At 38.8% G+C, this 26265-nt stretch carries 29 protein-coding genes; 24 read left to right on the forward strand and 5 right to left on the reverse strand.

The window, feature by feature from the left end; genetic code table 11:
* The first annotated feature begins 19 nt into the window (after positions 1-19).
* The 20 genes from rplF (at position 20) to ABJN95_RS17875 (ending at position 15896) form a co-directional block, all read left to right on the forward strand.
* A complete protein-coding gene (rplF, locus tag ABJN95_RS17780; RefSeq protein ID WP_348372394.1) occupies positions 20-562 on the forward strand; it encodes a 50S ribosomal protein L6 in 543 nt (180 codons plus the stop codon).
* Between the two features lie 12 nt (positions 563-574).
* A complete protein-coding gene (gene rplR / locus ABJN95_RS17785; protein WP_348372396.1) occupies positions 575-931 on the forward strand; it encodes a 50S ribosomal protein L18 in 357 nt (118 codons plus the stop codon).
* A 9-nt stretch (positions 932-940) separates the two neighbouring features.
* The gene (gene rpsE, locus ABJN95_RS17790; protein ID WP_348372398.1) at positions 941-1465 is read left to right on the forward strand and encodes a 30S ribosomal protein S5; all 525 of its coding nucleotides are present in this window, start codon (positions 941-943) and stop codon (positions 1463-1465) included.
* Positions 1466-1477: 12 nt separating this feature from the next.
* Complete coding sequence (rpmD, locus tag ABJN95_RS17795; RefSeq protein ID WP_348372399.1) at positions 1478-1657, forward strand: 50S ribosomal protein L30; 180 nt, start codon at positions 1478-1480, stop codon at positions 1655-1657.
* Between the two features lie 13 nt (positions 1658-1670).
* Complete coding sequence (gene rplO / locus ABJN95_RS17800) at positions 1671-2123, forward strand: 50S ribosomal protein L15 (protein ID WP_348372401.1); 453 nt, start codon at positions 1671-1673, stop codon at positions 2121-2123.
* 12 nt (positions 2124-2135) lie between these two features.
* Positions 2136-3473 (forward strand): preprotein translocase subunit SecY, encoded by a 1338-nt coding sequence (gene secY / locus ABJN95_RS17805; protein ID WP_348372403.1) that lies wholly within the window; start codon positions 2136-2138, stop codon positions 3471-3473.
* Positions 3474-3476: 3 nt separating this feature from the next.
* Positions 3477-3692 (forward strand): translation initiation factor IF-1, encoded by a 216-nt coding sequence (gene infA / locus ABJN95_RS17810; protein ID WP_013305172.1) that lies wholly within the window; start codon positions 3477-3479, stop codon positions 3690-3692.
* A gap of 105 nt (positions 3693-3797) precedes the next feature.
* Positions 3798-3914, forward strand: coding sequence for a type B 50S ribosomal protein L36 (gene ykgO / locus ABJN95_RS17815; protein WP_013305171.1), 117 nt, complete (start codon positions 3798-3800; stop codon positions 3912-3914).
* A 2-nt stretch (positions 3915-3916) separates the two neighbouring features.
* Positions 3917-4291 carry a 30S ribosomal protein S13 gene (gene rpsM, locus ABJN95_RS17820; RefSeq protein WP_348372404.1) on the forward strand — a complete coding sequence of 125 codons (375 nt, stop codon included), beginning with the start codon at positions 3917-3919 and terminating at the stop codon, positions 4289-4291.
* Between the two features lie 105 nt (positions 4292-4396).
* Positions 4397-4789, forward strand: a complete 393-nt coding sequence (gene rpsK / locus ABJN95_RS17825; protein WP_348372406.1) for a 30S ribosomal protein S11 — start codon at positions 4397-4399, stop codon at positions 4787-4789.
* 96 nt (positions 4790-4885) lie between these two features.
* On the forward strand, positions 4886-5491 hold the full coding sequence (gene rpsD / locus ABJN95_RS17830) for a 30S ribosomal protein S4 (RefSeq protein WP_348372408.1): 606 nt from the start codon (positions 4886-4888) through the stop codon (positions 5489-5491).
* A gap of 17 nt (positions 5492-5508) precedes the next feature.
* On the forward strand, positions 5509-6501 hold the full coding sequence (locus ABJN95_RS17835) for a DNA-directed RNA polymerase subunit alpha (RefSeq protein WP_138656037.1): 993 nt from the start codon (positions 5509-5511) through the stop codon (positions 6499-6501).
* Positions 6502-6560: 59 nt separating this feature from the next.
* On the forward strand, positions 6561-7091 hold the full coding sequence (rplQ, locus tag ABJN95_RS17840; protein WP_348372410.1) for a 50S ribosomal protein L17: 531 nt from the start codon (positions 6561-6563) through the stop codon (positions 7089-7091).
* 95 nt (positions 7092-7186) lie between these two features.
* Complete coding sequence (carA, locus tag ABJN95_RS17845) at positions 7187-8314, forward strand: glutamine-hydrolyzing carbamoyl-phosphate synthase small subunit (protein ID WP_348372411.1); 1128 nt, start codon at positions 7187-7189, stop codon at positions 8312-8314.
* Positions 8315-8416: 102 nt separating this feature from the next.
* Positions 8417-9709: a phosphopyruvate hydratase gene (gene eno / locus ABJN95_RS17850; RefSeq protein ID WP_348372412.1), complete on the forward strand. Its 1293-nt coding sequence runs from the start codon at positions 8417-8419 to the stop codon at positions 9707-9709.
* 104 nt (positions 9710-9813) lie between these two features.
* On the forward strand, positions 9814-11349 hold the full coding sequence (locus tag ABJN95_RS17855; protein WP_348372414.1) for a glycogen/starch synthase: 1536 nt from the start codon (positions 9814-9816) through the stop codon (positions 11347-11349).
* A gap of 128 nt (positions 11350-11477) precedes the next feature.
* Positions 11478-12764 (forward strand): citrate synthase, encoded by a 1287-nt coding sequence (locus ABJN95_RS17860; protein ID WP_348372415.1) that lies wholly within the window; start codon positions 11478-11480, stop codon positions 12762-12764.
* Between the two features lie 97 nt (positions 12765-12861).
* Positions 12862-13773 carry an arginine deiminase family protein gene (locus ABJN95_RS17865; RefSeq protein ID WP_348372416.1) on the forward strand — a complete coding sequence of 304 codons (912 nt, stop codon included), beginning with the start codon at positions 12862-12864 and terminating at the stop codon, positions 13771-13773.
* Positions 13774-13783: 10 nt separating this feature from the next.
* On the forward strand, positions 13784-14713 hold the full coding sequence (locus tag ABJN95_RS17870; RefSeq protein ID WP_348372418.1) for an arginine deiminase-related protein: 930 nt from the start codon (positions 13784-13786) through the stop codon (positions 14711-14713).
* Between the two features lie 55 nt (positions 14714-14768).
* Positions 14769-15896, forward strand: coding sequence for a hypothetical protein (locus ABJN95_RS17875; RefSeq protein ID WP_348372419.1), 1128 nt, complete (start codon positions 14769-14771; stop codon positions 15894-15896).
* A 23-nt stretch (positions 15897-15919) separates the two neighbouring features.
* On the opposite strand, the gene ABJN95_RS17880 is transcribed toward ABJN95_RS17875, so the two are convergent.
* Positions 15920-18310, reverse strand: coding sequence for an outer membrane beta-barrel family protein (locus ABJN95_RS17880; RefSeq protein WP_348372421.1), 2391 nt, complete (start codon positions 18308-18310; stop codon positions 15920-15922).
* A gap of 449 nt (positions 18311-18759) precedes the next feature.
* Here ABJN95_RS17880 and ABJN95_RS17885 point away from each other — a divergent pair, with 449 nt between their 5' ends.
* Positions 18760-19572: a histidine kinase gene (locus ABJN95_RS17885; RefSeq protein ID WP_348372423.1), complete on the forward strand. Its 813-nt coding sequence runs from the start codon at positions 18760-18762 to the stop codon at positions 19570-19572.
* A complete protein-coding gene (locus ABJN95_RS17890) occupies positions 19569-20270 on the forward strand; it encodes a LytTR family DNA-binding domain-containing protein (protein ID WP_348372425.1) in 702 nt (233 codons plus the stop codon). The genes ABJN95_RS17885 and ABJN95_RS17890 overlap by 4 nt, the downstream gene beginning before the upstream one ends.
* A 70-nt stretch (positions 20271-20340) precedes the next feature.
* Here ABJN95_RS17890 and ABJN95_RS17895 read toward each other — a convergent pair whose 3' ends face one another.
* Positions 20341-21294 carry a helix-turn-helix transcriptional regulator gene (locus ABJN95_RS17895; protein WP_348372427.1) on the reverse strand — a complete coding sequence of 318 codons (954 nt, stop codon included), beginning with the start codon at positions 21292-21294 and terminating at the stop codon, positions 20341-20343.
* A gap of 146 nt (positions 21295-21440) precedes the next feature.
* Between ABJN95_RS17895 and ABJN95_RS17900 the strand changes: the two genes are divergently transcribed.
* Positions 21441-22106, forward strand: coding sequence for a hypothetical protein (locus ABJN95_RS17900; RefSeq protein ID WP_348372428.1), 666 nt, complete (start codon positions 21441-21443; stop codon positions 22104-22106).
* Positions 22107-22156: 50 nt separating this feature from the next.
* Here the strand turns inward: ABJN95_RS17900 and ABJN95_RS17905 are convergent, their stop codons facing one another.
* From ABJN95_RS17905 to ABJN95_RS17915, 3 genes are read right to left on the reverse strand one after another with little or no spacing between them, the layout of a single operon-like run.
* On the reverse strand, positions 22157-23581 hold the full coding sequence (locus ABJN95_RS17905; protein WP_348372430.1) for an SDR family oxidoreductase: 1425 nt from the start codon (positions 23579-23581) through the stop codon (positions 22157-22159).
* Positions 23578-24003: a hypothetical protein gene (locus ABJN95_RS17910; protein WP_348372432.1), complete on the reverse strand. Its 426-nt coding sequence runs from the start codon at positions 24001-24003 to the stop codon at positions 23578-23580. The genes ABJN95_RS17905 and ABJN95_RS17910 overlap by 4 nt, the downstream gene beginning before the upstream one ends.
* Before the next feature lie 2 nt (positions 24004-24005).
* Positions 24006-24359: a VOC family protein gene (locus ABJN95_RS17915; RefSeq protein ID WP_348372433.1), complete on the reverse strand. Its 354-nt coding sequence runs from the start codon at positions 24357-24359 to the stop codon at positions 24006-24008.
* Positions 24360-24468: 109 nt separating this feature from the next.
* Between ABJN95_RS17915 and argS the strand changes: the two genes are divergently transcribed.
* Entirely contained in the window at positions 24469-26256 is a 1788-nt protein-coding gene (gene argS / locus ABJN95_RS17920) for an arginine--tRNA ligase (protein WP_348372435.1), read from the forward strand.
* Positions 26257-26265 lie beyond the last annotated feature (9 nt).

Genomic DNA, 26265 nt, shown 5'->3' on the forward strand with positions numbered 1-26265 from the left:
CAGTATAAAGATTTAGAAAATGTCTAGAATAGGTAATAATCCGGTAGCGATTCCTGAGGGAGTTACGATAGAGGTAAATGAGAATGTAATTACCGTAAAGGGTAAGTTGGGAGAATTGACCCAAGAGTTTTCAGGAGTATCTGTAAAGGTAGAAGACGGGCAGGCTTTTGTAACGAGACCTTCTGATTCAAAAGAGCATAAAGCAAAACATGGTCTGTATAGATCTTTGATTTTGAATATGGTAGAAGGGGTTTCTAAAGGCTGGACCAAAGAATTGGAATTGGTAGGTGTAGGGTACAGAGCCAGTAATCAAGGTCAGAAATTAGATTTGGCATTGGGATACTCGCACAACATCGTTTTGAATCTGGCACCAGAAGTTAAGGTCGAGACCATTTCTGAAAAAGGAAAGAATCCAATAGTAAAACTGACTTCTTTTGATAAGCAGTTGGTTGGTCAGGTAGCGGCAAAGATCAGATCTTTCCGCAAACCAGAGCCGTATAAAGGAAAAGGAATCAAGTTCGTTGGCGAGCAATTGAGAAGAAAAGCAGGTAAATCCGCATAATATAGTAGTGTTATGAAATTATCGAAGACACAAAGAAAATTAAGAATTAGAAGGAGAATACGTAAAGTATCTGCCGGAACTGCAGAAAGACCAAGACTGTCGGTATTCAGAAGTAATAAAGAAATTTATGCTCAAGTAATTGATGACGTTCAAGGAAAAACTCTAGTGGCTGTTTCTTCAAGAGATAAAGATCTAGCAAAAGCTAAAGGAACTAAAAGCGAGATCGCTGCGCTTGTAGGCAAAACAATAGCTGAGAGATCTACCAAAGTCGGTATTGAAAAAGTAGCTTTTGATAGAGGTGGTAACTTGTACCACGGAAGAGTAAAAGCACTGGCTGAAGGAGCAAGAGAAGCAGGATTAAAATTCTAAAATAAGAGCATGTACCAGAAATACAAAAACGTAGAAACTGTTAAGCCGGGAGGTTTAGATTTAAAAGATAGATTGGTCGGTATCCAAAGAGTTACTAAAGTAACTAAAGGTGGACGTGCCTTTGGATTCTCTGCAATTGTTGTTGTAGGTGATGAAAATGGAGTTGTAGGTCACGGTTTGGGTAAATCCAAGGAAGTGGCTACTGCTATCGCTAAAGCTATTGAAGATGCTAAGAAGAATTTGATTCGTATTCCTTTGAATAAAGCTACTTTGCCGCATGAGCAAAAAGGTAAGTATGGAGGAGCACGTGTTTATATTCAACCTGCATCACATGGTACAGGGGTTATTGCCGGTGGGGCCGTGAGAGCCGTATTGGAAGCCGTTGGTGTGCACGATGTATTATCGAAATCACAAGGTTCTTCTAACCCTCACAATGTTGTAAAAGCTACTTTCGATGCCCTTTTACAATTGAGAGGAGCACATACGATTGCAAAACAAAGAGGTGTTTCCTTAGAGAAAGTTTTTAAAGGATAATTCAAGCAGACAATGGCAAAGATCAGAGTAAAACAGTTAAAGAGTGCTATCAAGAGACCACAAAACCAAAAGAGAACTTTAGAGGCTCTTGGTTTGAAAAGAATTGGTCAGGTTGTAGAACATGAAGCTACAGCCAGTATTGTTGGTATGGTAAATAAAGTTAAACATTTAGTTTCTACAGAAGAAGCTTAACACATATACTGTAATGAATTTAAGTAATCTAAAACCAGCTGAGGGATCTGTCAATAGAGACGGAAAGCGCTTGGGAAGAGGCCAAGGGTCAGGTAAAGGTGGAACAGCTGCAAGAGGACATAAAGGTGCTAAGTCAAGATCGGGTTATTCTAAGAAAATCGGTTTTGAAGGTGGTCAAATGCCATTGCAAAGACGTGTACCCAAATTTGGGTTTACGAACATAAACCGAAAAGAATACCAAGGTATCAATCTCTCTAAATTACAGGAGTTAGTTGATAAGAAGGTTGTTAAGGATACAATCACCTTAGAGACGCTTGTAGAAAACAGATTGGCGCGTAAAACCGACTTGGTGAAAATATTGGGTGGTGGAGAATTAAAGGCATCCTTAAAAATTTCTGTGCATAAATTTACTGCTACAGCAAAAGCGGCAATTGAAGCTGCGGGTGGAGAAGCAATAAGTTTATAAGCAAAACAAACTATGAAGAATTTTTTCGAAACAATATCCAATATTTGGAAAATAGAAGAGCTAAGGAACAGAATTGGTGTTACCCTAGGTCTTCTTTTGGTATACCGTTTTGGTTGTCAAATTGTTCTTCCAGGTATTGATACATCGCAATTAGGTGCTTTGGTTGATGGTACTGATCAAGGTATATTTGGTTTATTAAATGCATTTACTGGAGGAGCTTTTGCGAATGCTTCCATTTTTGCTTTGGGAATTATGCCATATATATCTGCATCGATTGTTGTTCAGTTGATGGGTATTGCTATTCCTTATCTTCAGAAGTTGCAGAAAGAAGGCGAAAGCGGTCGAAAAACCATTAACCAAATTACAAGATGGCTAACCATTGGCATCTGTATTGTGCAGGCACCGGCTTATTTATATGGCTTAGAAGCTTTCGGTGTACGTGATAGTGCATTCTTACTAGGTAAGGGTATTGACTTCATGGTTCCTGCAGTAATCATTTTGGTAACAGGTTGTGTTTTTGCCATGTGGTTGGGAGAAAAAATTACAGATAAAGGAATAGGTAACGGTATTTCACTATTGATTATGATAGGTATTATCGCGACCCTTCCGCAATCATTTGCCCAAGAAGTTGTTTCAAGACTTGACGGTGTTGGTGGGCCGATGTTGATCTTAGTTGAGGTCATCGTTTGGTTCTTGGTTATTCTTGCCAGTGTACTTTTGGTAATGGCTACGCGCCAGATTCCAGTTCAGTATGCCAGAAGGACTGCTTCAGGAGGTTATGAAAAAAATGTGATGGGATCTAGACAATATATTCCATTAAAATTAAATGCATCGGGGGTAATGCCTATTATCTTTGCACAGGCAATTATGTTTGTACCTGGGTTGATAGGTGGCGCTATTGAAGGCGAAGTGGGAACTTGGATTCAAACACAATTCTCTGATATTTTTGGATTGGCCTACAACTTATTGTTTGCCTTTCTAATTATCATCTTTACCTATTTCTACACGGCGATTACAGTTCCGACGAACAAGATGGCCGATGATTTGAAGCGTAGTGGAGGTTTTATTCCAGGCATACGCCCAGGTAAAGAAACGGGAGATTTCTTAGACAAAATCATGTCGTTAATTACCTTGCCGGGCTCAATTTTCTTGGCACTATTGGCTGTGTTGCCTGCAATAGTGGTGAAATTGTTAGATGTGCAGGCAGGATGGGCATTGTTCTTTGGAGGCACTTCACTTTTGATTATGGTAGGTGTGGCCATTGATACGGTGCAACAGGTAAACGCATATCTATTGAACCGTCATTACGATGGTTTGATGAAAACAGGAAAAAACAGAAAAGTAGCATAGATTATGGCTAAGCAAGCAGCGATAGAGCAAGATGGATCCATAATTGAAGCATTGTCGAATGCAATGTTTCGGGTCGAATTAGAAAACGGTCACGTGGTGACAGCACATATCTCAGGGAAGATGCGTATGCATTACATTAAATTACTACCTGGTGATAAGGTGAAGTTAGAAATGAGTCCGTACGATTTGACAAAAGCAAGAATTACTTATAGATATTAAGATAGACTAGAGTTGAAACCGATATTTTATTAGAATCTTTATTTTGTAAGATTATTAAAAATTAAGGTTACATGTGACGGTTAGACGTCAATAAACAAGTATCACATGAAAGTTAGAGCATCAGTTAAGAAAAGAAGTGCCGACTGCAAGATTGTTCGCAGAAAAGGTAGGTTGTACGTAATCAACAAAAAGAATCCTAGATTTAAACAAAGACAAGGGTAATTATGGCAAGAATTGCAGGTATAGACATACCAAAACAAAAAAGAGGCGTCATAGCGCTAACCTATATTTTTGGAATTGGTAAGAGTAGAGCTAAAGAAATTTTGGCAACCGCAAAGGTGAGTGAAGACACTAAGGTTTCAGATTGGAACGATGATGAAATTGGTCGTATTCGTGAGTCAGTTGCTGGTTATACAATAGAGGGTGAATTGCGTTCTGAAACACAATTGAACATCAAACGCTTGATGGACATCGGATGTTACAGGGGTATTCGCCACAGATCTGGTCTTCCGTTAAGAGGACAACGTACAAAGAACAACTCTAGAACGAGAAAAGGAAAACGTAAAACTGTTGCTAACAAGAAAAAGGCAACTAAATAATAATTTGATAGTAGTCATTAGTATTTAGACGTTAGAAGAATCTGTTCGAAATGTAAAAGTTTAGGATTCCAATAACTAAGAGCTAACACTAGAAACTAAAAAAATATGGCAAAGACAAGTACTAAAACAGCAAAGAAACGTAAGGTTGTTATAGAATCTGTTGGTGAGGCTCACGTAACAGCATCTTTTAATAATATCATCATTTCATTAACGAACAAAAAAGGAGATGTCATCTCTTGGTCGTCTGCTGGAAAAATGGGTTTTAGGGGTTCTAAGAAAAACACACCTTACGCTGCACAAGTTGCGGCTGAAGACTGTTCTAAAGTAGCTCATGAAGCCGGACTTAGAAAAGTAAAGGTTTATGTAAAGGGGCCTGGTAATGGAAGAGAATCAGCAATACGAGCAATCCATAACTCAGGAATTGAAGTAACCGAAATCATTGATGTTACTCCAATGCCGCACAACGGCTGTAGACCTCCTAAAAGAAGAAGAGTTTAATAAATCACTATATAATTTCAAATTTCACAGAAGTGTATTTCAAGATTATCGAAGGAGGAAGCCTTAATTCATAATCACACTTCAAACTAAAAGAAAATGGCAAGATACACAGGACCAAAAAGTAAAATCGCCCGTAAGTTCGGAGAAGCGATTTTCGGAGACGATAAGTCTTTCGAAAAAAAGAATTACCCACCAGGACAACACGGAAACGCTAGACGTCGTGGCAAAAAATCTGAATATTCTGTTCAGTTAATGGAGAAGCAAAAAGCAAAATACACCTATGGTATTTTAGAAAAGCAGTTCCGTAACCTATTTACCAAAGCAAATAGAAGTAAAGGTGTAACTGGTGAGGTGCTACTTCAATTATGTGAAGCTCGTTTAGATAATGTAGTTTACAGAATGGGTATCTCCCCCACAAGAAGTGGTGCTAGACAATTAGTTTCTCACAGACACATTACAGTTAATGGTGAGTTGGTTAATATTCCGTCGTATTCTTTAAAAGCAGGAGATGTTGTCGGTGTACGTGAAAAATCAAAGTCTTTACAGGCTATTCAAGATGCTCTTGCTGCCAGTAGTAGCGTTTACGAATGGATCACATGGAATAGCGAAAAGAAGGAAGGAACTTTTGTTTCAATTCCAGAAAGAATGCAAATTCCTGAGAACATCAAAGAACAATTAATCGTCGAGTTATACTCTAAATAAACAACACCAATCCAATTATGGCATTATTTAATTTTCAGAAGCCCGATAAAGTAATAATGATCGATTCCTCAGATTTCGAAGGGAAGTTTGAATTCCGTCCTTTGGAGCCTGGTTATGGATTAACTGTTGGGAACGCCTTACGAAGAGTATTGCTTTCTTCATTAGAAGGTCATGCAATTACTTCGGTAAGAATTGATAAAGTAGAACACGAATTCTCTGTGATTCCAGGTGTTGTTGAAGATGTTACTGAAATCATTTTGAATTTGAAACAAGTACGTTTCAAAAAGCAAATTGAAGATTCGGAAGCGGAAACGGTTTCTGTTTCTGTAAGTGGCAAAGATCAGTTGACCGCTGGAGATTTTCAAAAATTCATTTCTGGGTATCAAGTATTGAACCCCGATTTGGTGATTTGTAACATGGAGTCAAAAGTTAGCATCAATATGGAGCTAGTTATTGACAAGGGTAGGGGTTATGTTCCTGCAGAAGAGAACAAGAAATCGGGTATGCCAATGGGTACCATTGCTATCGATTCAATCTTTACACCTATCAAAAATGTGAAGTATAGCATTGAGAATTTCCGTGTAGAACAAAAAACAGATTACGAGAAGCTGGTTTTCGAAATCGTAACGGATGGTTCAATTCATCCCAAAGATGCATTGACAGAAGGTGCCAAAGTTTTAATTCACCACTTCATGTTGTTCTCTGACGAGCGCATCACGCTAGAGGCTGATGAAATTGCACAAACTGAAACTTATGATGAAGAATCTCTTCACATGCGTCAGTTATTGAAAACCAAATTAGTTGATATGGATCTTTCTGTTCGTGCATTGAACTGTTTGAAAGCTGCCGAAGTAGACACCTTAGGTGACTTGGTTTCTTTCAATAAGAATGATTTGATGAAATTTAGAAATTTCGGTAAGAAGTCATTGACCGAACTTGAAGAGTTGGTCATTAACAAAGGTTTGAGCTTCGGCATGGATCTTTCAAAATACAAATTAGATAAAGATTAAGTAATCATATTTTGCTCCTCGGTCGAACGAGTTTGGTAGCAAGATGATAAATCAGAAACATGAGACACGGAAAAAAAATAAACCATTTAGGTCGTAAAACAGCGCATAGAAAAGCGATGTTAGCCAATATGGCTTGCTCGTTAATCGAGCACAAGAGAATCAATACTACAGTTGCCAAAGCCAAGGCCTTGAAGCAATTCGTTGAGCCTTTAATAACAAAATCTAAGGCTGAGAACAATCAATCGGCGGAAAAAGGTACGCACAATCGACGTGTTGTATTTAAAAGCTTGAGAGATAAAAACGCAATCACTGAGTTATTTAGTGTAGTATCTGAGAAGGTCGGTGATCGGCCTGGAGGTTATACTAGAATTATCAAGTTGGGTAACCGTTTAGGTGACAACGCTGATATGGCAATGATAGAACTGGTAGATTTCAACGAGCTGTATAATGCCGATAAGCCAAAGAAGAAAACTACTAGAAGAAGTAGAAGAGGCGGTGGAGCTAAAACAGAAACACCACCAGTAGCGGTAGAAGCGAAAACAGAATCTCAAACTGATGCAGAAGTAACAGCAGATGATTCAGAAGAATAAAATTGTTAAGAGATTTTAATAATTGAAAAAGGATAGACTTTAAGTCTATCCTTTTTTTATGTTTATTTGTCAAATTAAAAATTCGAGCGTATCACATGAAGTATCAATCTAGAAAAAGAGCATTTATTTTATTGGCAGACGGCACCATCTTTCATGGCAAAGTAGTTGGTGAAAAGGAAGGAACAGCTTTTGGCGAAGTTTGTTTTAACACGGGAATGACTGGGTATCAAGAGATATTCACAGACCCTTCGTATTTTGGACAATTGATGGTTACCACCAATGCACATATTGGTAATTATGGTACCAATGAGAATGAAGTAGAATCGGAATCCGTTAAAATTGCGGGGCTCATTTGCAAAAATTTCAGTTATAATTATTCTAGAGATGATGCGAATGAGAGTTTAGAAGAATTTTTAGCAAAAAATGATTTATTTGCTATTTCTGATGTAGACACTAGAGCGCTCGTAAGTTATATACGTGACAACGGTGCTATGAATGCTGTAATATCTACTGATGTTGACAACATTGAAAAATTGAAAGAAGAATTAGCCGAGTTTCCAAGTATGGAAGGATTGGAGCTTTCGTCAAAAGTATCTACAAAAGAACCTTATTACTATGGTAATGAAAATGCCAAATATAAAATTGCCGCTTTGGATATAGGAATCAAAAAGAACATTCTAAGAAACCTTGCAAAGCGCGATGCCTATATCAAAGTATATCCTTACGATGCCACTTTTGAGGAACTCAAAACATGGGAGCCCGATGCCTATTTTATCTCTAACGGACCCGGTGACCCAGAACCTTTGACACAAGCCATTGCAACTGCTAAAGACATTATTGCAAGTGATGCTCCGCTATTTGGAATTTGTTTAGGTCATCAGGTTATTGCGTTGGCAAACGGTGTTTCAACCTACAAAATGCACAATGGTCACCGAGGCATTAACCATCCTATTAAAAATTTGCTTACGGGAAAAGGTGAAATTACATCTCAAAATCATGGCTTCGCGATAAATAGAGCCGAGACAGAAGCCAATCCTGAATTGGAAATTACGCATGTGCATTTGAATGATCAGACTGTTGCGGGTATCCGTATGAAGAGTAAAAACGTCTTTTCGGTCCAGTACCACCCCGAGGCTAGTCCGGGGCCACATGATGCCGAGTATTTGTTTGACCAGTTTTTTGAGAATATCGCAAAATCGAGCAAGAAAGCCATCTCAATTTAACAAATCGTTATATTTTGTCAATCCATTCATTTTCAGAGGGCAAACAATAGGCGCTTTCGTATATTTGTGGGCTTAAATCAAATAGTAATAAAATAGTTAATAATGAGTATAATCTTAAGCGTTCACGCAAGACAAATATTAGATTCAAGAGGAAACCCGACCGTAGAAGTTGATGTAATTACTGAAAATGGGGTAATGGGGAGAGCAGCTGTACCTTCAGGAGCTTCTACCGGTGAGCATGAGGCCGTAGAGTTACGTGACGGTGGCGATGCCTTTATGGGCAAAGCCGTTACCAAAGCAGTTTCAAATGTAAATTCAGTTATTGCCGAGGAGATTTTAGGAATGAACGTTTTCGAGCAAAACCTTATCGATCAAATGATGATTGATTTAGATGGTACTCCAAATAAATCAAAATTGGGAGCGAACGCTATTTTGGGTGTTTCTCTTGCAGCTGCTAAAGCTGCGGCCAATGAGTTAGGACTATCATTGTTTAGATATGTGGGCGGTGTTAGTGCGAACACGCTTCCTGTTCCTATGATGAATATCATCAATGGAGGCTCCCACTCTGACGCCCCGATTGCATTTCAAGAATTCATGGTAATGCCCGTAAAGGCAAAAAGTTTTTCGCACTCCATGCAAATGGGAACAGAGATATTTCACAATTTGAAAAAGGTATTGCATGACCGCGGACTAAGCACTGCAGTTGGTGATGAGGGTGGATTCGCGCCTAATCTAGAAGGAGGTACAGAAGATGCACTAGACACCATTGCCAAAGCGGTTGATAAAGCAGGATACAAGCTTGGTGACGATGTAATGATCGCTTTGGATTGTGCAGCAGCAGAATTCTTTGTTAACGGAAAGTATGATTACACGAAATTTGAAGGTGAAACCGGTGTTATAAGAACATCTGAGGAACAGGCGCAATATTTGGCTGAACTATCAGCAAATTATCCTATCATTTCAATTGAAGATGGAATGGATGAAAACGATTGGGATGGTTGGAAGTCGCTAACTGAAAAAATCGGAGATAAGGTGCAGTTGGTAGGCGATGATTTATTTGTCACCAATGTAGAAAGATTATCGAAAGGTATTGAAAATGGTATTGCGAATTCTATCTTGATAAAGGTAAATCAGATAGGAACGCTAACAGAAACTATCGCGGCGGTCAATATGGCCAAGAACGCAGGGTATACTTCTGTAATGTCGCATCGATCTGGCGAGACTGAAGATAATACCATTGCCGATTTGGCTGTTGCCTTAAATACGGGTCAGATTAAAACTGGTTCTGCTTCCCGGTCTGATCGTATGGCAAAATACAATCAGCTACTTCGTATTGAAGAAGAGTTGGGTGATACGGCCTATTATCCACAAGAAAAAGCATTCAAAGTCAAATAGTGCGATTTGTAACAAAAGCCTTTCTAACTAGAAAGGCTTTTTTTTGGCTTCATCATCAAGAATACCTATCTTTTTAACACATAAATCCAAATACCATACCTTATATGAATAATTTCCTCTTTGTTGCTGCTGAAAATGATGCTATCGCGAATTGTAAAGCAGGAGGAATGGGCGATGTGGTGCGAGACGTTCCAAGACAGATTTCAGAACGGGGAGATAAAGCCCATGTAGTGGTTCCGTCGTATTCACGCTTACATCAGAATGGGACCTTCAAAACAAATTTGAACTTTAAACTTAGAGGTACCACCTATACTGCAGAATTATACGAGGTAATTCCCAAAAAGGAATTTAAGAACGTACATCATTACGTTATACATCATCCAGAGATTGAAGCCGGGGGAATTGCACATATTTATCATGATGACCCCACGGAGCCTTTCTTTTCCGATTTTATAAAGTACGTCATTTTCTGTGCTGCCGTTGCTGAAGCGATTAAGAAAGGTGCATTTGGAAAATTAGATGTGGTACACATGCACGACTGGCATTCTAGTTTGGTGCTTTTTCTGAAACAATATCATCCGGCATACAGGTCGCTAAAAAAAATGCGGTACGTTTATAGCATTCATAATTTGGCGATACAAGGTATACGTCCATTTGATGCCAACTATTCATCATTAACAAACTGGTTCCCTGATATTCCGTTGGATCATAAAGGACTTATGGACTACCGCTACCAAGACTGTGTGAATCTTATGGCTGTAGGCATTCGCTTGGCTGATGCGGTTCATACCGTATCTCCATCTTATAAAGAAGATGTGTTAAAACCGAGTTCACCCCCAGAGTTTATAGGAGGAGAAGGTTTGGAAAAAGATTTGCAACAAGCCGATAATGAAGGCCGCTTATTTGGTATTCTCAATGGTTCAAATTATGCCAATATTAGGGCAGCTGATAAAGGACATTTGTATAGGAATACTGTGAAGGCATTATTTAGATGGCTTCAGGAAGAATCAAAAAATTATAAGGCAGATTTTTTGGCCCATACGGGAGAGAAAATCATGCAATATGTAGATGAGCGACCAAAATTTATTGTGTCTAGCGTTGCCCGCTTGACCGAACAAAAGTTTTACTTTTTCAAACGTTCTCCAGATGCCTTTGTTGAGATCTTGAAGAAGCTTGAAAAGATTGACGGCATTTTCATGCTTTTGGGTACTGGGGCTCCAGAATATGAAGAACTATTTCGTCAAATGAGTTATGATCATCACAATTTTATTTTTACAAATGGCCAATCGGAAGACCTCATAGATTCTATATATCTAGAATCTGATCTTTATTTTATGCCAAGCCTTTTTGAACCCTGTGGTATTAGCCAAATGTTGGCTATGAGAAATGGAAACCCCTGTTTGGTTCATCATACTGGTGGACTCATTGATACTGTAGAACACATGAAAACAGGTTTTGCATTCCGCGGGAAAACCTATGATGAAAAAATCAGTAATATGCTTGCTAGTTTTGACGAGGTAATTGAGATTTATGAGAACGACAAACCGAAATGGAAAAAGATTCAAAGCAACGCAAAAAAAGTACGTTTTACCTGGAAGAAATTTGTAGACGAATACTATAAAGTACTCTACTTACTGTAGGTTGATTTCAACCCCATGTCAAGGTCTTTCCCGTAGTTAATATATCTTTAAATAGAAGGCAGGAATTGTTAACGTGCCTTGTTTTTCTTAAATTTGCCATTCACTCTAATTTATAGCAATACATACCAATGTCAGACAAAGCAACTCTACAATATAACGGTCAGAATTACGAATTTCCAGTCATAAAAGGCTCTGAAGATGAGCTAGCAATTGACATTAAAACCTTACGGGGTGCTACAGGTGGTTTAACTACAATCGACCCGGGTTATAAAAATACAGGGTCATGTGAAAGTGCGATTACTTTCTTAGACGGGGAAAAGGGTATTTTACGGTATCGCGGGTATTCGATCGAGGAATTAGCGGAAAAAGCAGATTTCCTAGAAGTTGCCTATTTGTTAATTTTTGGCGAATTACCAAACAAAGAGCAACTTTCGGCTTTTCATATTGACATAAAAAACGAATCTCACGTTGATGAGGAAATGAAAAAGATTTTAGATGCTTTTCCCAAATCGGCGCACCCCATGGGGGTTCTTTCTTCCTTAACCAGTGCCTTGATTGCTTTCAATCCGGTGTCTGTAAATGTGACTTCCGCCGATGAAATGTACGGTGCGATTGTACGTATATTGGCCAAATTTCCGGTATTGGTAGCTTGGACGATGCGAAAGCAAAAAGGTCTGCCTTTAGATTATGGAGATGATAGCTTAGGTTATGTTGAGAACATTCATAAAATGATGTTTAAAAAGCCAAGCAAGGAGTATGTTCCAAATAAGATTGTCATTGAAGCACTCGATAAGCTTTTGATTTTACATGCAGACCATGAGCAAAACTGTTCAACTTCTACAGTGCGCATTGTAGGTTCATCGCATGCAGGCTTGTTTGCTTCGCTATCCGCCGGAATTTCTGCACTTTGGGGCCCACTTCACGGGGGTGCGAATCAAGCCGTTCTTGAAATGTTGGAAGCGATTGTGGCCGATGGCGGGGATACTAAAAAATATATGGCCAAAGCAAAAGATAAAAGCGACCCGTTCAGATTAATGGGTTTCGGACACCGCGTATATAAAAACTTTGATCCTAGAGCTAAAATCATCAAAAAAGCAGCAGATGAGATTTTGGCTGATTTAGGAATCGAAGATCCCATATTAGATGTAGCCAAAGGTCTCGAAAAGGAGGCTTTGGAGGATCAATACTTTGTCGATAGAAAATTATATCCAAACGTCGATTTCTACTCGGGCGTAATTTATCGCGCATTGGGTATACCAACAGAAATGTTTACTGTAATGTTCGCTTTAGGAAGACTACCTGGCTGGATTGCCCAATGGAGAGAGATGAGACTGCGCAATGAACCTATCGGTAGACCAAGACAAGTGTATATCGGAGAAAACCAACGTCCTTTTGTCGACGTTGACTTGAGGTAGATTGCTACCTTAAAAAAAAACAATACAAACTCTTTTAAATTTTTAGAAGGGTTTTTTTTATACCTAAAGCGTTTGGTAATTATCAAAATAGAAGTGCATGTTGAGTTTGAATGTTAATGATGAAATCGCACCCTTAAAGGCTGTGGTTCTAGGAACCGCGAGGAGTTGTGGCCCGACTCCTAAGGCTGAGGAAGCGTATGACCCAAAATCATTAGAGCATATCATAGCGGGAACCTATCCGAAAGAAGAAGATATGATCAAAGAGATGGAAGCCTTTGCCGCTGTTTTCAAAAAGTACGGTGTTGAAGTGTTTCGCCCTGTAGTGCTGGAAGATTGCAACCAGATTTTTTCTAGAGATATAGCCTTCGTTATTGAAAACAAACTTATCAAGGCAAACATACTTCCAGATCGCGAAAAGGAGTTTGAAGCTATTTTACATGTTTTGGAGTATATTGACCCACGGCATATTATTAACGCTCCTGATGAGGTGCATGTTGAGGGCGGTGACGTTATGCCCTGGAATGATTATATTTTTGTTGGTACCTACACTGCTGCAGACTATCCAGATTGGATAACAGCCCGCACGAATAAAGCAGCAGTTGAATTTCTCAAAGAACAATTTCCACATAAAGAAGTAAAGTCTTTTGAATTGCGAAAATCGACAAATGCCAGAGAGAATGCGCTACACTTAGATTGTTGCTTTCAACCCTTAGGGAAGGGGAAAGCCATTTTGCATAGAAATGGTTTTTTAGTCGAGGGTGAATACCAATGGCTGGTAGATTTTTTTGGCCAGGAAAACATTTTTGAAATAACTTCTGATGAAATGTACCATATGTTTAGCAATGTATTTTCTATTTCGCCAGAGGTCGTAGTTTCCGAGCAGAACTTTACACGATTAAATGAGTGGCTTCGAGAGCAGGGCTTTACAGTAGAAGAAATCCCGTATGCTGAAATAGCTAAACAAGAGGGTTTATTACGATGTAGTACATTGCCCTTAGTAAGAGAATAAGAAAAAAGTTATGCAGATTACCAATACCATTTTAATGATTCGCCCCGTCAACTTTCGCATGAATGAGCAGACGGCGGTAAACAACTACTTTCAAGAAGAAGTTGATGGCTCAACTACGGCAATAAATCAAAAAGCCCAACAAGAGTTCGATGCCTTTGTCAAAGTTTTAGGCGCCAAAGGTGTAAACGTTATTGTTGTAGAAGACACGAAGCAACCTGATACCCCAGACAGTATTTTTCCGAATAACTGGATCTCATTTCACAAGAGCGGCACCGTTGCAGTGTACCCCATGTTTGCGATCAATAGAAGGCATGAACGGCGTGAGGATATTTTTGATATTCTTGAAGAAAACGGTTTTGTAATTAAGGATGTCGTCGATTACACTTCAGCGGAGGACGAAGGTATTTTTTTAGAAGGTACCGGAAGTATTTTAAAAGATCGTGTTAATCAAAAAGCATATTGTGCATTATCAGAGCGTGCTCATGAAGAATTGTTTATCGAGTTTTGTGAGGATTTTGATTGCTTCCCTGTAATTTTTACAGCAAATCAAACAGTGAATGGTGCACGAAAACCGATTTATCATACCAATGTGATGATGGCAATGGCAGAAAACTTTGCCGTTATTTGCTTGGATACCATTGATGACAAAAAGGAACGTAAAAATGTGATTGCACATTTGAAAAAAGACGGAAAGGAAATTATTTCCATAACCGAAGCGCAAATGCATGCTTTTGCGGGCAATATGCTCCAAGTCATTGGTGCACATGATAAGCGCTATATGGTAATGAGTTCAGCGGCATATCATAGTCTGCGTGATGATCAAATAAAAGCAATAGAAAAGTATTGTGAAATTATACATAGTTCACTTGAAACGATTGAAACCTGCGGTGGAGGAAGTGCGCGTTGCATGATGGCAGAGGTGTTTTTACCGAGAGCTTAGTACAAATCGCAATAAGGCATACACGACTTCCGTTATTTATAGGAAGTACCGTCTTATGAAACCTATTTATTTCATTCTAACATTCCTTTTATTGGTCTCATGTTCTAAAGATGAGAGCCTTAAGCAAGATCAGGAGCAAGAAGCCGCAACTCGTTCGTTTTATATGGGTTTTACGGCCTTCCCGTATGACTTGACCGTTGAGGCACAGCTAGATACATATGAGAAAGTGGCAGGCCTAAGCGATATTTTTTTAACGCACTTAGATCATGGTGTACCCTGGGATGAAGCTTTGAATGATTTGCCTTTTCCGACAGAAGTGCAGCAAACCTTAGCTGCTACTAAAACAGGTTTGGCCCCAAACACCAAAGTGTTATTAACTGCTACTCCAACTGACCAATACAGGGAAAATCTGAATACCTACTGGAATAACAACGGCAGTCACCAACCCCTGCCTCCGTTTTGGCAGCAGAAGACTTTCGATGACCCAGATGTCATTTCAGCCTATATAAAGTACTGCAAACGGATTATTGACGCCGTGGAGCCTGATTATTTTGCATATGCAATAGAATCCAATGCTGCTTTTAGAAAAGAAGATGTTGCATTTACGAAGTTTTTGAGTCTAGCGGAGGCTGTATATATAAGTCTGAAAAGTGCTTATCCAAATCTTCCTATTTTTCTTACCCTACAAGATCGGTCTTTTGAGAATTCGTACAAGGAGCTTTTGGAAACTTCCAAGATCTTATTGCAATACTCTGACTATATTGCCATGAGTTCGTATCCATTTTTAGACTACAATAATCTAAATAGGGATGCCAATCCTGAGCTATTTGAAGACAATTGGCTTCAAGACTTTAGAAATCTCGATGCGGCTAAGCCCTTCGCTATTTCGGAAACAGGTTTTTGTGCCGAAGATCTGGTCATTGCAAATTTGGGCGTTAATGTGAAAGCATCTGAGGCCTGGCAAAATGATTATATGATCAAACTCTTCGATAGCGCCAATACCCTAGAGGCTGAATTCATAGCTTGGTTTGTTTTTAGAGATTATGACCAGTTGTATGATAAAACTCCGAATCCTCCAGATATTTTAAAGGTTTGGCGTGATAATGGACTTTTAGATGGGCAAGGCAATCAGCGCCCTGCCTATCAAAAATGGCAAGAATGGAAGGCGTTGTCTAAAGATTAACATTCTACATATTCTCCTTGTTGCTATAATCGATTGTTTTCGTCATCTCCAGAAGACTTACGTTGGTAATTGCTCTTTTTTAATTTTCCGAAATTGTAGGTCGCCACGAATCTAAAATTTTGAGTATTATAAACGCGATCAAAAAAGATGCGCGTATCTCCCAGTCTATAATTTCCATCTGGTTTATTAGTGTGAAAAATATCGTTAGCGACAATTTGCAACTTTAAGGATTTTTTGAGAAACTCCTTTTCAATTCCAATTGTTACATCGGCTTGATTCTTTCTAAAATAAATGCCGTCATAGCGGTCGCTCAGATACCAAGCCAGAAGTTGAATTTTGAAGCCTTGACTAATGCTAAACTTATTGTTGGTATAGAGATAAGCTTGTGGCCTGGTCACATTGAACCCGAACGATGAACGGGTATCAACAATTTTACGGTAACTAACAGTAAAAGTGTTGGTGGAAGTCCACCAGTTCGTGTTTAAGGGTGCCGACAGGCTTGCAAAAATATGATGTTCCGCATCACTGTTGAGTCTTTGAAGAATATAGCTTTTGGGGTTTTCTCCCTGAACCGCACCTCCAGTAATGGGGTCGATGGTATGGGTATAACCTAGTTTTACGGTTAGTTTTTTCAAATTTACACCAAGTTCAAAGGCATGAATCTTCTCAGGAACAATGTTTGGGTTTCCTTGTATAGAAGTAAACGCATCTTGATATACTATAGTAGGGTTTAGTGATTGATATCGCGGCCTAAATATCCTTGACGAATACGAAGCAAACAGTGATTTATCATCGTCAATCGAAGTATTAAAGGAAAAATTAGGGAACAAATTGGTATAGTTTTTTTCAAGTAAACCACTGTTTTCGGCATCTGAACTTAGGTTATATGTCGTGTACTCTGTACGAAGACCAACAGCATAATTGAATTTATTCTCAACCGCTTTGCTGTAATTCATATAGGCCCCATATATATTCTCATTATATTCAAAGTCACGAGATAGATTGGTATCGAAAATGAATTCTCGGTTATCGGTGGCGGTTAAAAACTGAGACGAAGAAGTATTCGAAACTGTACTAAGTTTTAGTCCCATCTCTATCTGGCTTTGATCTGCAAAGACTTTGGTGTAGTCTCCTTGTGCACTCAAAATGGGAATGCTACGTTTCACTAGATTTTTCAAGGTACGACCACGCGTTTGGTTTTCAGCCGTAGCTATCTCATCTATAAGGTCATTTATGGTAGTTTTGTTTAGCGAATATTGACCTCCAATATAGAGAGAGGAACCGAGGGTGTCTAATACCTTAGATAGGTTCAATGCGAGAGCATGTTGGCTGGTTAAATCGTCTTTATTTACGATACTTTGAAAATCTTCCATCTCAGAATTTGCTATTATGGTATTATTACTTGTTTCAGTACCACCTAAATCATTGGTAAGTCCGTTGTAAGCAATTGATAAATAGCTGCCCTCATTAAAATTATGCTGTACACCTAAACCATAGTTTGCAAAATACTTTTGTTTCCATTCCCAATCTGTAGTAATATCGGAGTTGAAAAAATCGCCTTCAGCTGAACGGGTTCTCGTGGTGTTAAGAATGAATCGAGACGGCCCCATTTCTACTCCATAGTTTCCTCGTATCGACATTTTTTTCTTTCGGTAGTCTAAGCTAAGATTTGTGTTTGACAACGGGGAGGCAAAATCAGATACCGTAATATTCTGTTGTAGCAATCCTTTTACTCCTTCTAATGCTTTTTTTATGGTAACAATATGTATAACCGCTTCACCTTCAGCATCGTATTTTGCCGAGGGATTGGTAATAATATCAATACGTTTAATTTCAGAGGGTTGTATGTTGGCAAGTTGCTCATTGAGAATACGCTGCCCATTGAGGTAGATTATAGCTGAGCCTTTGCCAAAGATGGCTATGCCATCGTCTTCAACGATTACATTTGGAGACCGTGATAATATTTCTTCCACCGAAGTGCTTGTTGCAAGCACGGTATTTTCAACATTTACTTGAACACTGCCATCACTTTTGGTCTGAATAGGGGGAATATTTGATACAAGTACTACTTCGTCTAAGGTAGTCACGGCTTCATTGGTAACGATGTTTCCTAAGTCTATTTCCGATTTTCCCTGGTATTCGATAACGCTATAGTAATCCTGAAATTCTAAAGAAGTCAGTTTCAGTAGTACTTTTTGTTCGTTGATATCAATAAGTTCAAACTTGCCTTCGAAAAAACTGGTCCCTTTTAGAATGGTAGAATCTTGCAAGGAAAGAAGAAGGGCATTTCCCAACATAACCTCATTTTTCGCGTTGATGACATTTCCTTTAATAGAAACTATAGATTGCCCTTTTACCAATAAACAAAGATGTAAGCATAGCGCCAGGCTGAAATATTTTAGACAGTTTTTCATAGTTTGCATTTTGATTAAATCAAAAGTAAAGGCCATGATTCCCGACTTTTTAAAAAGTAGACCAATGCCATACTTTTCGCTATGGAAAAGTATTTAGGCGTTGGTAGGTGATTTAGGGTGATTCATAGACCAAAGTGGTGGTTTGGTATACTATCGAATTTGTGAATGGATTTTAAAAGCTATTTTTAGTACCGATGCAAAGTATCTTAACATATTTCAACACCTCTTTTTTTAAACATCTATTGTTCTGGGTGGTGGTATTTTTATACTTTATATTATCGGTAGGTAATCTAAGTATTTACGCTAGTTACAAGCATTTACTAGAGTCTTACGGTATGATAGTCTTGGTGCAGATGATAATGGCATATTGCTGTATTTATGTTTTGGTGCCAAGGTTTCTCGAACGGAAGAAAATTGGTCTTTTCATTTTTTGGATGCTAATTCTATTCATGGCTGTTTTTATCCTGTATCAAGCGGTTAAACTGCTGTATTTTGATGTGGAGTACTTTGATTTTTATGGTGAAGCTCAAAGAAAATATGCAGTAGAACCTTTATTTAAGCGACTGTCCTATCCTTCACTTTGGTTAAGTAAAAGTGTCTTATATCTGACGCCCACAGCAATTTTATTGATGTATCGCTTTTATAGAGATCAACGGAAGTTGTTAAAAATCAATGAACAAAAAAAGATAGCTGAACTAAGTGCCTTAAAGCGGCAATTGAACCCGCATTTTCTATTCAATACGTTGAATAATTTATACGCCTTGGCTTTAGAAAAATCGGAAAAGACTGCAGAGGTAATAGAAAGGCTTTCCGATATGCTTGATTATATGTTATACCGTACCAATAGCAAATTCGTATTGCTACAAAAAGAGATCGAACTTATTGAGAATTACCTGGCCCTAGAAAAAATACGGTACGGAAATCGTGTTGCTGTTACCTTTGACTACGAGGCACCAAATGACGTCAAAATTGCTCCATTGCTTCTGTTGACTTTTATTGAGAATGCTTTTAAGCACGGGGTACGACAAGAGTTAAAAAAAGCTTCAATAGATATATCATTACATTTAATGAAAGAAGATATACTTTTCAAGATTAAAAACACCAAGCCTATGGCAGCAGTGGAAAACAAGAATAGGGAGGAAGCCTTAGGATTGAACAATGTAAAGCGACAAATGGAATTATTATATCCAAATGCCTATGAATTGCAATTGCACAATGAAGAATCTAGCTACGCGGTACAACTAAAACTTCAACAAAAATGATGTATAACTGTGTTGTCGTCGACGATGAAGATTTGGCGAGAAGACTTATTGAAAATCACCTTTCACAATTAGAAAACTTCAAAGTCATAGCTTCCTGTCAAAGCGCTATTGAAGCTAGCAAGATTTTGAAAAGCGAAAAAATCGATTTACTCTTTTTGGATATTGAAATGCCAGTTTTGACGGGAACAGATTTTTTTGCTAACCTGGTACAAAAACCCAAGGTCATCTTTACTACGGCATATCGTGACTATGCTTTAGATGGGTTTGAACTTAACGCCGTCGACTATCTCTTAAAACCAATAACTTTTGGTCGCTTTTTCAAGGCCGTCGAGAAATTCTTAGAGCAACATCAGGCGACAACGGCACTTCCAAAAGAATCAAACGATGTACGCAACGACTATGTTTTTGTTCGCAAAGACCGGAAACAGGTTAAGGTATTCCTTGCAGATATGCTGTATATAGAGAGTGTAAAAGACTATATCAAGATTGTAACAGATACGGAGAATCATTTGGTAAAACATAGTATCACAGCTTTTGAAGAGCTTCTCGATAATAGGTTTGTTCGTACACATCGGTCATACATTATCAACTTAGACAAGGTTACTGCTTACACCCATCTAGATGTTGAAATTGGAAAGATTGAAATACCAATAAGCGATACTTATCGCACCAAAGTACAAGGGCTTCTGGCGGGTTAAATTATGCCGAGTCGCTTGAGCCAACGCGATTCGAGTAGCCCCGTTCTGACTATCTGAAAATGTAAAGATTTTAAGGTAGCTCATTAATCATCTGAACAAGTTTGAGCCTACTATTGATTCCAATCTTTGAGTAGATTCTATGGGTATGGTCTTTTACAGTCTGTAAACTTATGAAAAGGTCATCGGCAATTTGTTGGTTTGTATTGCCTTCACATATCTTATTGATGATTTCCTTTTCGCGTTTCGTTATTCGGTATGTTTTAAACAAGAGCTCCTTTTTCTCTTCATTGGGTTGTTCGGCATGTACGGGTGTGAAAATTAAATCTGACTTTAGTCTTAGATAAAAAATTGGAATGAAGTTGGTCAAAAAATATAGCAGTAGAAGCAGTGCCAATACCCACATGTTTACCTCATGAAATATAAGAACGCATACCCTTAAAAGAAGACCCAAAATCATTAATTGAACAAACTGAGTCAGTACCGTTTTATTCTTTTTATTGCGCCTTTTTGACCCGTACAAAACTAGGCTTGCAAACCATAGTATATAGACGAATTCAATGATAAGCAGTATGCTTATTTCAAAATAGAAAAGGTGTTCTCCGAAAAGCGGATGATCCTTGCCCAAAACCACCAGCATGGTTCCAACTAGGGCGACCACGGTAAAAAGGATAGGAGCATGAATTAATAGCTCCTTTCTTTTGGCAACCACTTGCGCTAAATAGTATCCCATCTTGGGTAGCATTATCCACGAAATCATAAGAAAAGGAATTCCTAGAACAGGCAAGAAATTAGCGACCATTTGCACCGTTTCACTATCAGTTTTCATAGCGGAAAGAAAAGATCGCATTAAAATTTGTCCCCAAATGCCATAAAACCCAAATCCAAAAGTAGTAATAAGGTAGTAAAAATAGGTCTTGTGAAACTTTGTGTTATAGGTCGAAATAAACTGATATGAAATCCAAGTACCTGCAACGGCAATAGCCAAACAGAAGACAAATACAATTATTAAAGTAAGACTTAACAAGTGAAGTGGTTTAATAGGTTAAAAGTAGCTAAATCGCTTTAAAAGCGGTAAATACCTTAGTAGTGATTTTTGAAAACACTACTTAAGTTGGAAGTATTTCATTTGATATGCAGCTATATTTACGCAAATTATAATCCTCAAGAATTATGGAAATCGTAGATGAAAAGAAACCCAAGACAACCATCTCAGGCAGTTATGGATATGGTTGGCAGCAGATGAAAAAGAACTTTCTTTATTTCTTCTTAATCCTATTGATTGTTGGTATAGCAGAGTCTCCTGCTTCCTTGGCGCGTGAATCGGAGTTGGACAATTCTGCCATACGAATGCTCTTGCAAGTACTCTCCGCAACATATGCTTTGCTCATACTTCCCGTTTTTACTTATGGCGGCAATCTTTTGTATTTAAGAGGAATTAGGAATGAAGAAATTGATTTTTCAGAGTTGTTTGTCGGCTTTAGGGAAAAATACGTCAATATTGTTCTTGCGAATTTACTAAAGTTTGCCATCGTAGGAATTGGTCTTGTTTTTCTAATTATTCCTGGAATTATTCTCCTCTGTAGGTTGGCATTTGTATCGCTTTTGGTAATGGACAAAGATTTAGATCCAATTGCAGCGATAGAGAAGAGCTGGCAGATGACTAGAGGACACGGTTGGCGGATTTTTGGTATGGCACTGTTGGCGGTGCCTCTATTTATTGCAGGGCTGATTTGCTTTCTTGTGGGTGCTGTTGTTGCGGTTATGTGGATTTCCGCTGCCTTTACCGCCTTGTATCATGCCATTGACCTAGAAGAAAAAAAGCTACTGGAAGGCTAACTATTTAATAGGTTACATCTGGAAACTCAAAAGGAGATGCCTAATTCAATTTAGGTTTTGGCAATGTTTCGAATCATCCCGCCGAAGATAAAATAATGAAAAGGAACGATACTGTACCAATACAAACGCCCACGCAAACCCCGGGGGCGGAAGGTTGCCGTTTGATGCAATACATTGTTATCATCAATCTTGAATTCTAACCAAGCTTCTCCCGGAAGTTTCATTTCGGCAAACAATAAGAGTCGTTTTCCATTTTTATCGGCTAAGAGTACCCGCCAAAAATCAAGTGCGTCACCTGGATATAATTTATCGGGATGTGTACGCCCCCTACGTAAACCTACTCCGCCTGACAGTTTGTCTAAAAATCCGCGGATCTTCCAGAGCCAATTTCCATAATACCAACCTTTCTCCCCACCAATACTCCAAATATTCTCTAAAACCATTTCTTGGTTTGTAATGCTTCGTTTTTGTTCATCTTTTAAAACGCCGTATTTGGGTACTTGTATGTGCTTTTCCAAATCTTGGCGAAAACGACCGCTAACCATACTATCCTTCCAGCTACTTACAACCTGATTTTGAGCAATCTTTTTAAATGCCATGTCAATGGCTTCTGCGTAGGTGTGCGTTTTTACACCTAGCAATTCTTGCAATCGATGGTCTTTTGCAACAACTTCTATTTTCATACTGTCCACTAAGTTTAGCGCGAGTTTAAATGAGGTTGAGGTTACAAAATATAACCAGTACGATGATAACTTTGGGGTCATTATGGGTACGGTTAGGATCCAGTTTTTGAATCCCCTTGCCTTGGCATATTGCTGTAGCATCTGTTTGTAGGTCAGCACATTTGGTCCGGCAATATCGAAAGAATTGCTGAGTGTATTTTCGTTACCCAAAACGCCAACCAAAAAGTTCATGACATCACGGATGGCAATGGGCTGCGTTCTCGTTAAGACCCATTTCGGAGTAATCATAAAAGGGAGTTTCTCACACAAATCACGAATGATTTCGAAGGACGAACTGCCAGAACCCACAATAATTCCGGCCTTAAGAACGGTAAGTTTGAATGGGCCATCAGATAATATCTGCTCAACGTTTTTTCGTGACCACAGGTGTTTCGATAGGTTTTCATCGTTGACAATACCACTCAAATAGATGACCTGTTTTACTGACGTTTCTTCTAGGTAACTATTGAAGTTTCTAGCGGTTATGGCTTCCATTTCATCAAAATCCTTTGTAGAACTGCTCATTGAATGAATAAGAAAATAAGCGGCTTCAATATCGCTAGGAATCCTTCCCTGAATGGGGTCTTCTAGGAAGTCTATTTCTAAAACTTGAATCTTTGCTCTCGTTTCGTTGTCTATTGACAAGCGTTCTGCATCTCGAACCGTACAGGTCACTTCGTGGCCAAGTTCGAGCAGCATGGGAAGCAACCGCATGCCGATATAACCGTTAGCGCCTGTGAGGAGTATTTTCATAAATCTTCAATCGACGTTGGTGTATTGTCAGCTTTGTAATCTAGCATTTTACGAAAGTATTTTTGAATGGCTTTGGTGTCTGCTGTTACTTTAATAAAATGGTGGTCAATAAAAATAGAATATGCGGCCAAGTCTCCCTTGTAAACAGTTAATTTATAATATGGTATTACCAGAGCAAAGGTCTCTAACAAGGAACGAAACCTAACAATGATACCCGTAGGTCTCATTTCGATATTACAAGAATCCGTATTGTTGTCTAGAATAAGGAGGTTTTGAATTTCGACGCTTGTTTCAGTAATGAAAAGCCTAGGTGAGCCTATGCCGCTCATTTTCCAGCGCTCTTTCAAAGTAAAAGGTTTGCCTACAGCGTCATCTACTTTGCGGGTAATAGCTTTATTATTATAGGATACGTTTACGAGCATATTTAAAGGTTCTCTCCAAATTTTATCATATTTCCATCCTCATCTAAAATGGCAAACTCTCTGATTCTCCAAGGTTGGTCTCTCAGCGCTCCGTTCGGATGCACAACTCCAGCTTTCTTCATTTCTGCGTAAAGTCCGTCTACATCCTTCACTCGTATATAACAACTGGTATGCTCAGGGTGAATCTTATCATTACATTTCCAAAAATGGATTTCGATTTTATCTCTTGCGATTACGGCATAGTCCTTATCCTTCCAACCTATGCGGTCGAAGCCCAGATTTTCGTGATAGAATTTGACCGTTCTATCAATGTCAAGGGAAGCAAGTACCGGAATGGCTATTTGTAAGTGTTCCATTCAACAATTCTTTTCCATAAAGTTAACGAAAAGCGATGGCATTACTACCTATGCTTGCTTCAAAAGCACAAAAATTGCTTAGTTTTGCAGGCTTAGAAACCAGATTGTAATGAGTATTCAAATTTTATTGGAAACCAAAGTAAAAGAAGGGGTACGTTCGTTATTTGACACGGAATTACCATCGGTAGAATTTCAGCCTACGCGAAAAGATTTCGAAGGTGATATCACTGTGGTTGTTTTTCCGATGTTACGCGTTGTGAAAGGAAACCCTGTGCAGATAGGTGAACAACTCGGTGCTTTCTTGAAGAGTGAAGTTGATTCAATTTCCAGTTATAATGTTGTCAAGGGGTTTCTGAATCTTGTAGTTAGTGATTCGTTTTACATCGATTTCTTTAATGGAATAAAAAATGAATCAAACTACGGCTTGGTAGAAGAGAGTGTTACTGATGCCGTTATGGTCGAATATTCTTCACCCAATACAAACAAACCGTTACATCTGGGCCATATTCGTAATAACCTCTTGGGATATGCTGTAGCTGAGATTATCAAAGCTTCTGGAAAGAAAGTCTATAAAACACAGATTATCAATGATAGAGGTATACATATATGTAAGAGTATGGTAGCTTGGGTGAAGTTTGGAAATGGCGAAACACCCGAAAGTACCGGATTGAAAGGTGATAAATTGGTAGGGAATTACTATGTAGCTTTTGATAAGGTCTATAAAGAAGAAATTGCCAAAATGGTGGCCGATGGAATTGATCAAAAAGTAGCGGCCAAGGAAGCCCCGATTTTACTGGAAGCACAAGAAATGCTTATAAAATGGGAATCTGGAGATAAAGAAGTAGTTTCTCTTTGGAAAAAAATGAATAGTTGGGTATACAAAGGGTTTGATGAAACCTATAAGACTATGGGTGTTGATTTTGATAAGCTCTACTATGAAAGTGATACCTATTTGTTGGGTAAGGACTTTGTTGCAGACGGACTCGAAAAAGGGGTATTCTATAAAAAAGAAGATGGCAGCGTTTGGATAGACCTTACTGATGATGGGCTCGATGAGAAGATTGTGCTGCGTTCTGACGGTACTGCCGTTTATATGACACAGGATATTGGAACAGCGATACAGCGTGTAAAAGACTATCCAGATATCAAAGGAATGGTCTATACTGTAGGTAATGAACAAGACTACCATTTCAAGGTCTTATTCCTCATTTTAAAGAAACTTGGTTTTTCATGGGCGGAACAACTGCATCACCTAAGTTATGGAATGGTAGACCTACCTAGTGGAAAAATGAAGAGCCGCGAAGGTACCGTTGTAGATGCCGATGACTTGATGGTCGATATGACAGCTACTGCCCGCGAATTATCTGAGGAGCTGGGTAAACTTGAGGAGTATTCTCAAGCAGAAAAGCAAGAGCTTTACAAAATGGTAGGGCTTGGTGCCTTGAAATACTATATTCTAAAAGTTGATCCTAAAAAGCGAATCCTTTTTAACCCAGAGGAGTCGGTTGATTTTCAAGGAAATACGGGTCCATTTATTCAATATACCTATGCGCGTATTCAGTCGATATTGCGAAAAGCCAATGCTACGGAAGTTGACTGGTCGAGTGCTGTCGATACCTCTTTTGAATTGCACCCCAAAGAAAAGGAATTGATAAAGCAACTACAGCTCTTCCCCGAAACGATTCAGTTGGCAGCTGTGAATTTTAGTCCGGCACTGATTGCCAATTATGTATACGACTTGGTCAAGGAATTCAATTCCTTCTATCAGCAAGTTTCCATACTTGGAGAGACTGGTGAGCAAAAGAAAGTACTTCGTATTCAACTTTCGAATAAGGTAAGCGAGGTTATCGAATCTGGCTTCAAACTTCTGGGTATACAGGTGCCCGAGCGCATGTGATCGAATTTT

Origin of the sequence: Maribacter sp. (assembly GCF_039974175.1) — a bacterium.
Classification (GTDB): Bacteria; Bacteroidota; Bacteroidia; order Flavobacteriales; family Flavobacteriaceae; genus Maribacter_C.

Coding starts and splice junctions, on each gene's coding strand:
- secY (WP_348372403.1), top strand. CDS start 2,136: ATGAAGAATTTTTTCGAAACAATATCCAATATTTGGAAAATAGAAGAG.
- ABJN95_RS17890 (WP_348372425.1), top strand. CDS start 19,569: ATGATGTATAACTGTGTTGTCGTCGACGATGAAGATTTGGCGAGAAGA.
- ABJN95_RS17910 (WP_348372432.1), bottom strand. CDS start 24,003: ATGCTCGTAAACGTATCCTATAATAATAAAGCTATTACCCGCAAAGTA.
- ABJN95_RS17905 (WP_348372430.1), bottom strand. CDS start 23,581: ATGAAAATACTCCTCACAGGCGCTAACGGTTATATCGGCATGCGGTTG.
- infA (WP_013305172.1), top strand. CDS start 3,477: ATGGCTAAGCAAGCAGCGATAGAGCAAGATGGATCCATAATTGAAGCA.
- ABJN95_RS17880 (WP_348372421.1), bottom strand. CDS start 18,310: ATGAAAAACTGTCTAAAATATTTCAGCCTGGCGCTATGCTTACATCTT.
- argS (WP_348372435.1), top strand. CDS start 24,469: ATGAGTATTCAAATTTTATTGGAAACCAAAGTAAAAGAAGGGGTACGT.
- rplF (WP_348372394.1), top strand. CDS start 20: ATGTCTAGAATAGGTAATAATCCGGTAGCGATTCCTGAGGGAGTTACG.
- rpsK (WP_348372406.1), top strand. CDS start 4,397: ATGGCAAAGACAAGTACTAAAACAGCAAAGAAACGTAAGGTTGTTATA.
- ykgO (WP_013305171.1), top strand. CDS start 3,798: ATGAAAGTTAGAGCATCAGTTAAGAAAAGAAGTGCCGACTGCAAGATT.
- ABJN95_RS17900 (WP_348372428.1), top strand. CDS start 21,441: ATGGAAATCGTAGATGAAAAGAAACCCAAGACAACCATCTCAGGCAGT.
- ABJN95_RS17855 (WP_348372414.1), top strand. CDS start 9,814: ATGAATAATTTCCTCTTTGTTGCTGCTGAAAATGATGCTATCGCGAAT.
- rplQ (WP_348372410.1), top strand. CDS start 6,561: ATGAGACACGGAAAAAAAATAAACCATTTAGGTCGTAAAACAGCGCAT.
- ABJN95_RS17915 (WP_348372433.1), bottom strand. CDS start 24,359: ATGGAACACTTACAAATAGCCATTCCGGTACTTGCTTCCCTTGACATT.
- rplO (WP_348372401.1), top strand. CDS start 1,671: ATGAATTTAAGTAATCTAAAACCAGCTGAGGGATCTGTCAATAGAGAC.
- ABJN95_RS17835 (WP_138656037.1), top strand. CDS start 5,509: ATGGCATTATTTAATTTTCAGAAGCCCGATAAAGTAATAATGATCGAT.
- ABJN95_RS17870 (WP_348372418.1), top strand. CDS start 13,784: ATGCAGATTACCAATACCATTTTAATGATTCGCCCCGTCAACTTTCGC.
- rpsM (WP_348372404.1), top strand. CDS start 3,917: ATGGCAAGAATTGCAGGTATAGACATACCAAAACAAAAAAGAGGCGTC.
- rpsE (WP_348372398.1), top strand. CDS start 941: ATGTACCAGAAATACAAAAACGTAGAAACTGTTAAGCCGGGAGGTTTA.
- ABJN95_RS17865 (WP_348372416.1), top strand. CDS start 12,862: ATGTTGAGTTTGAATGTTAATGATGAAATCGCACCCTTAAAGGCTGTG.
- ABJN95_RS17860 (WP_348372415.1), top strand. CDS start 11,478: ATGTCAGACAAAGCAACTCTACAATATAACGGTCAGAATTACGAATTT.
- rpsD (WP_348372408.1), top strand. CDS start 4,886: ATGGCAAGATACACAGGACCAAAAAGTAAAATCGCCCGTAAGTTCGGA.
- ABJN95_RS17885 (WP_348372423.1), top strand. CDS start 18,760: ATGGCTGTTTTTATCCTGTATCAAGCGGTTAAACTGCTGTATTTTGAT.
- carA (WP_348372411.1), top strand. CDS start 7,187: ATGAAGTATCAATCTAGAAAAAGAGCATTTATTTTATTGGCAGACGGC.
- eno (WP_348372412.1), top strand. CDS start 8,417: ATGAGTATAATCTTAAGCGTTCACGCAAGACAAATATTAGATTCAAGA.
- rplR (WP_348372396.1), top strand. CDS start 575: ATGAAATTATCGAAGACACAAAGAAAATTAAGAATTAGAAGGAGAATA.
- rpmD (WP_348372399.1), top strand. CDS start 1,478: ATGGCAAAGATCAGAGTAAAACAGTTAAAGAGTGCTATCAAGAGACCA.
- ABJN95_RS17875 (WP_348372419.1), top strand. CDS start 14,769: ATGAAACCTATTTATTTCATTCTAACATTCCTTTTATTGGTCTCATGT.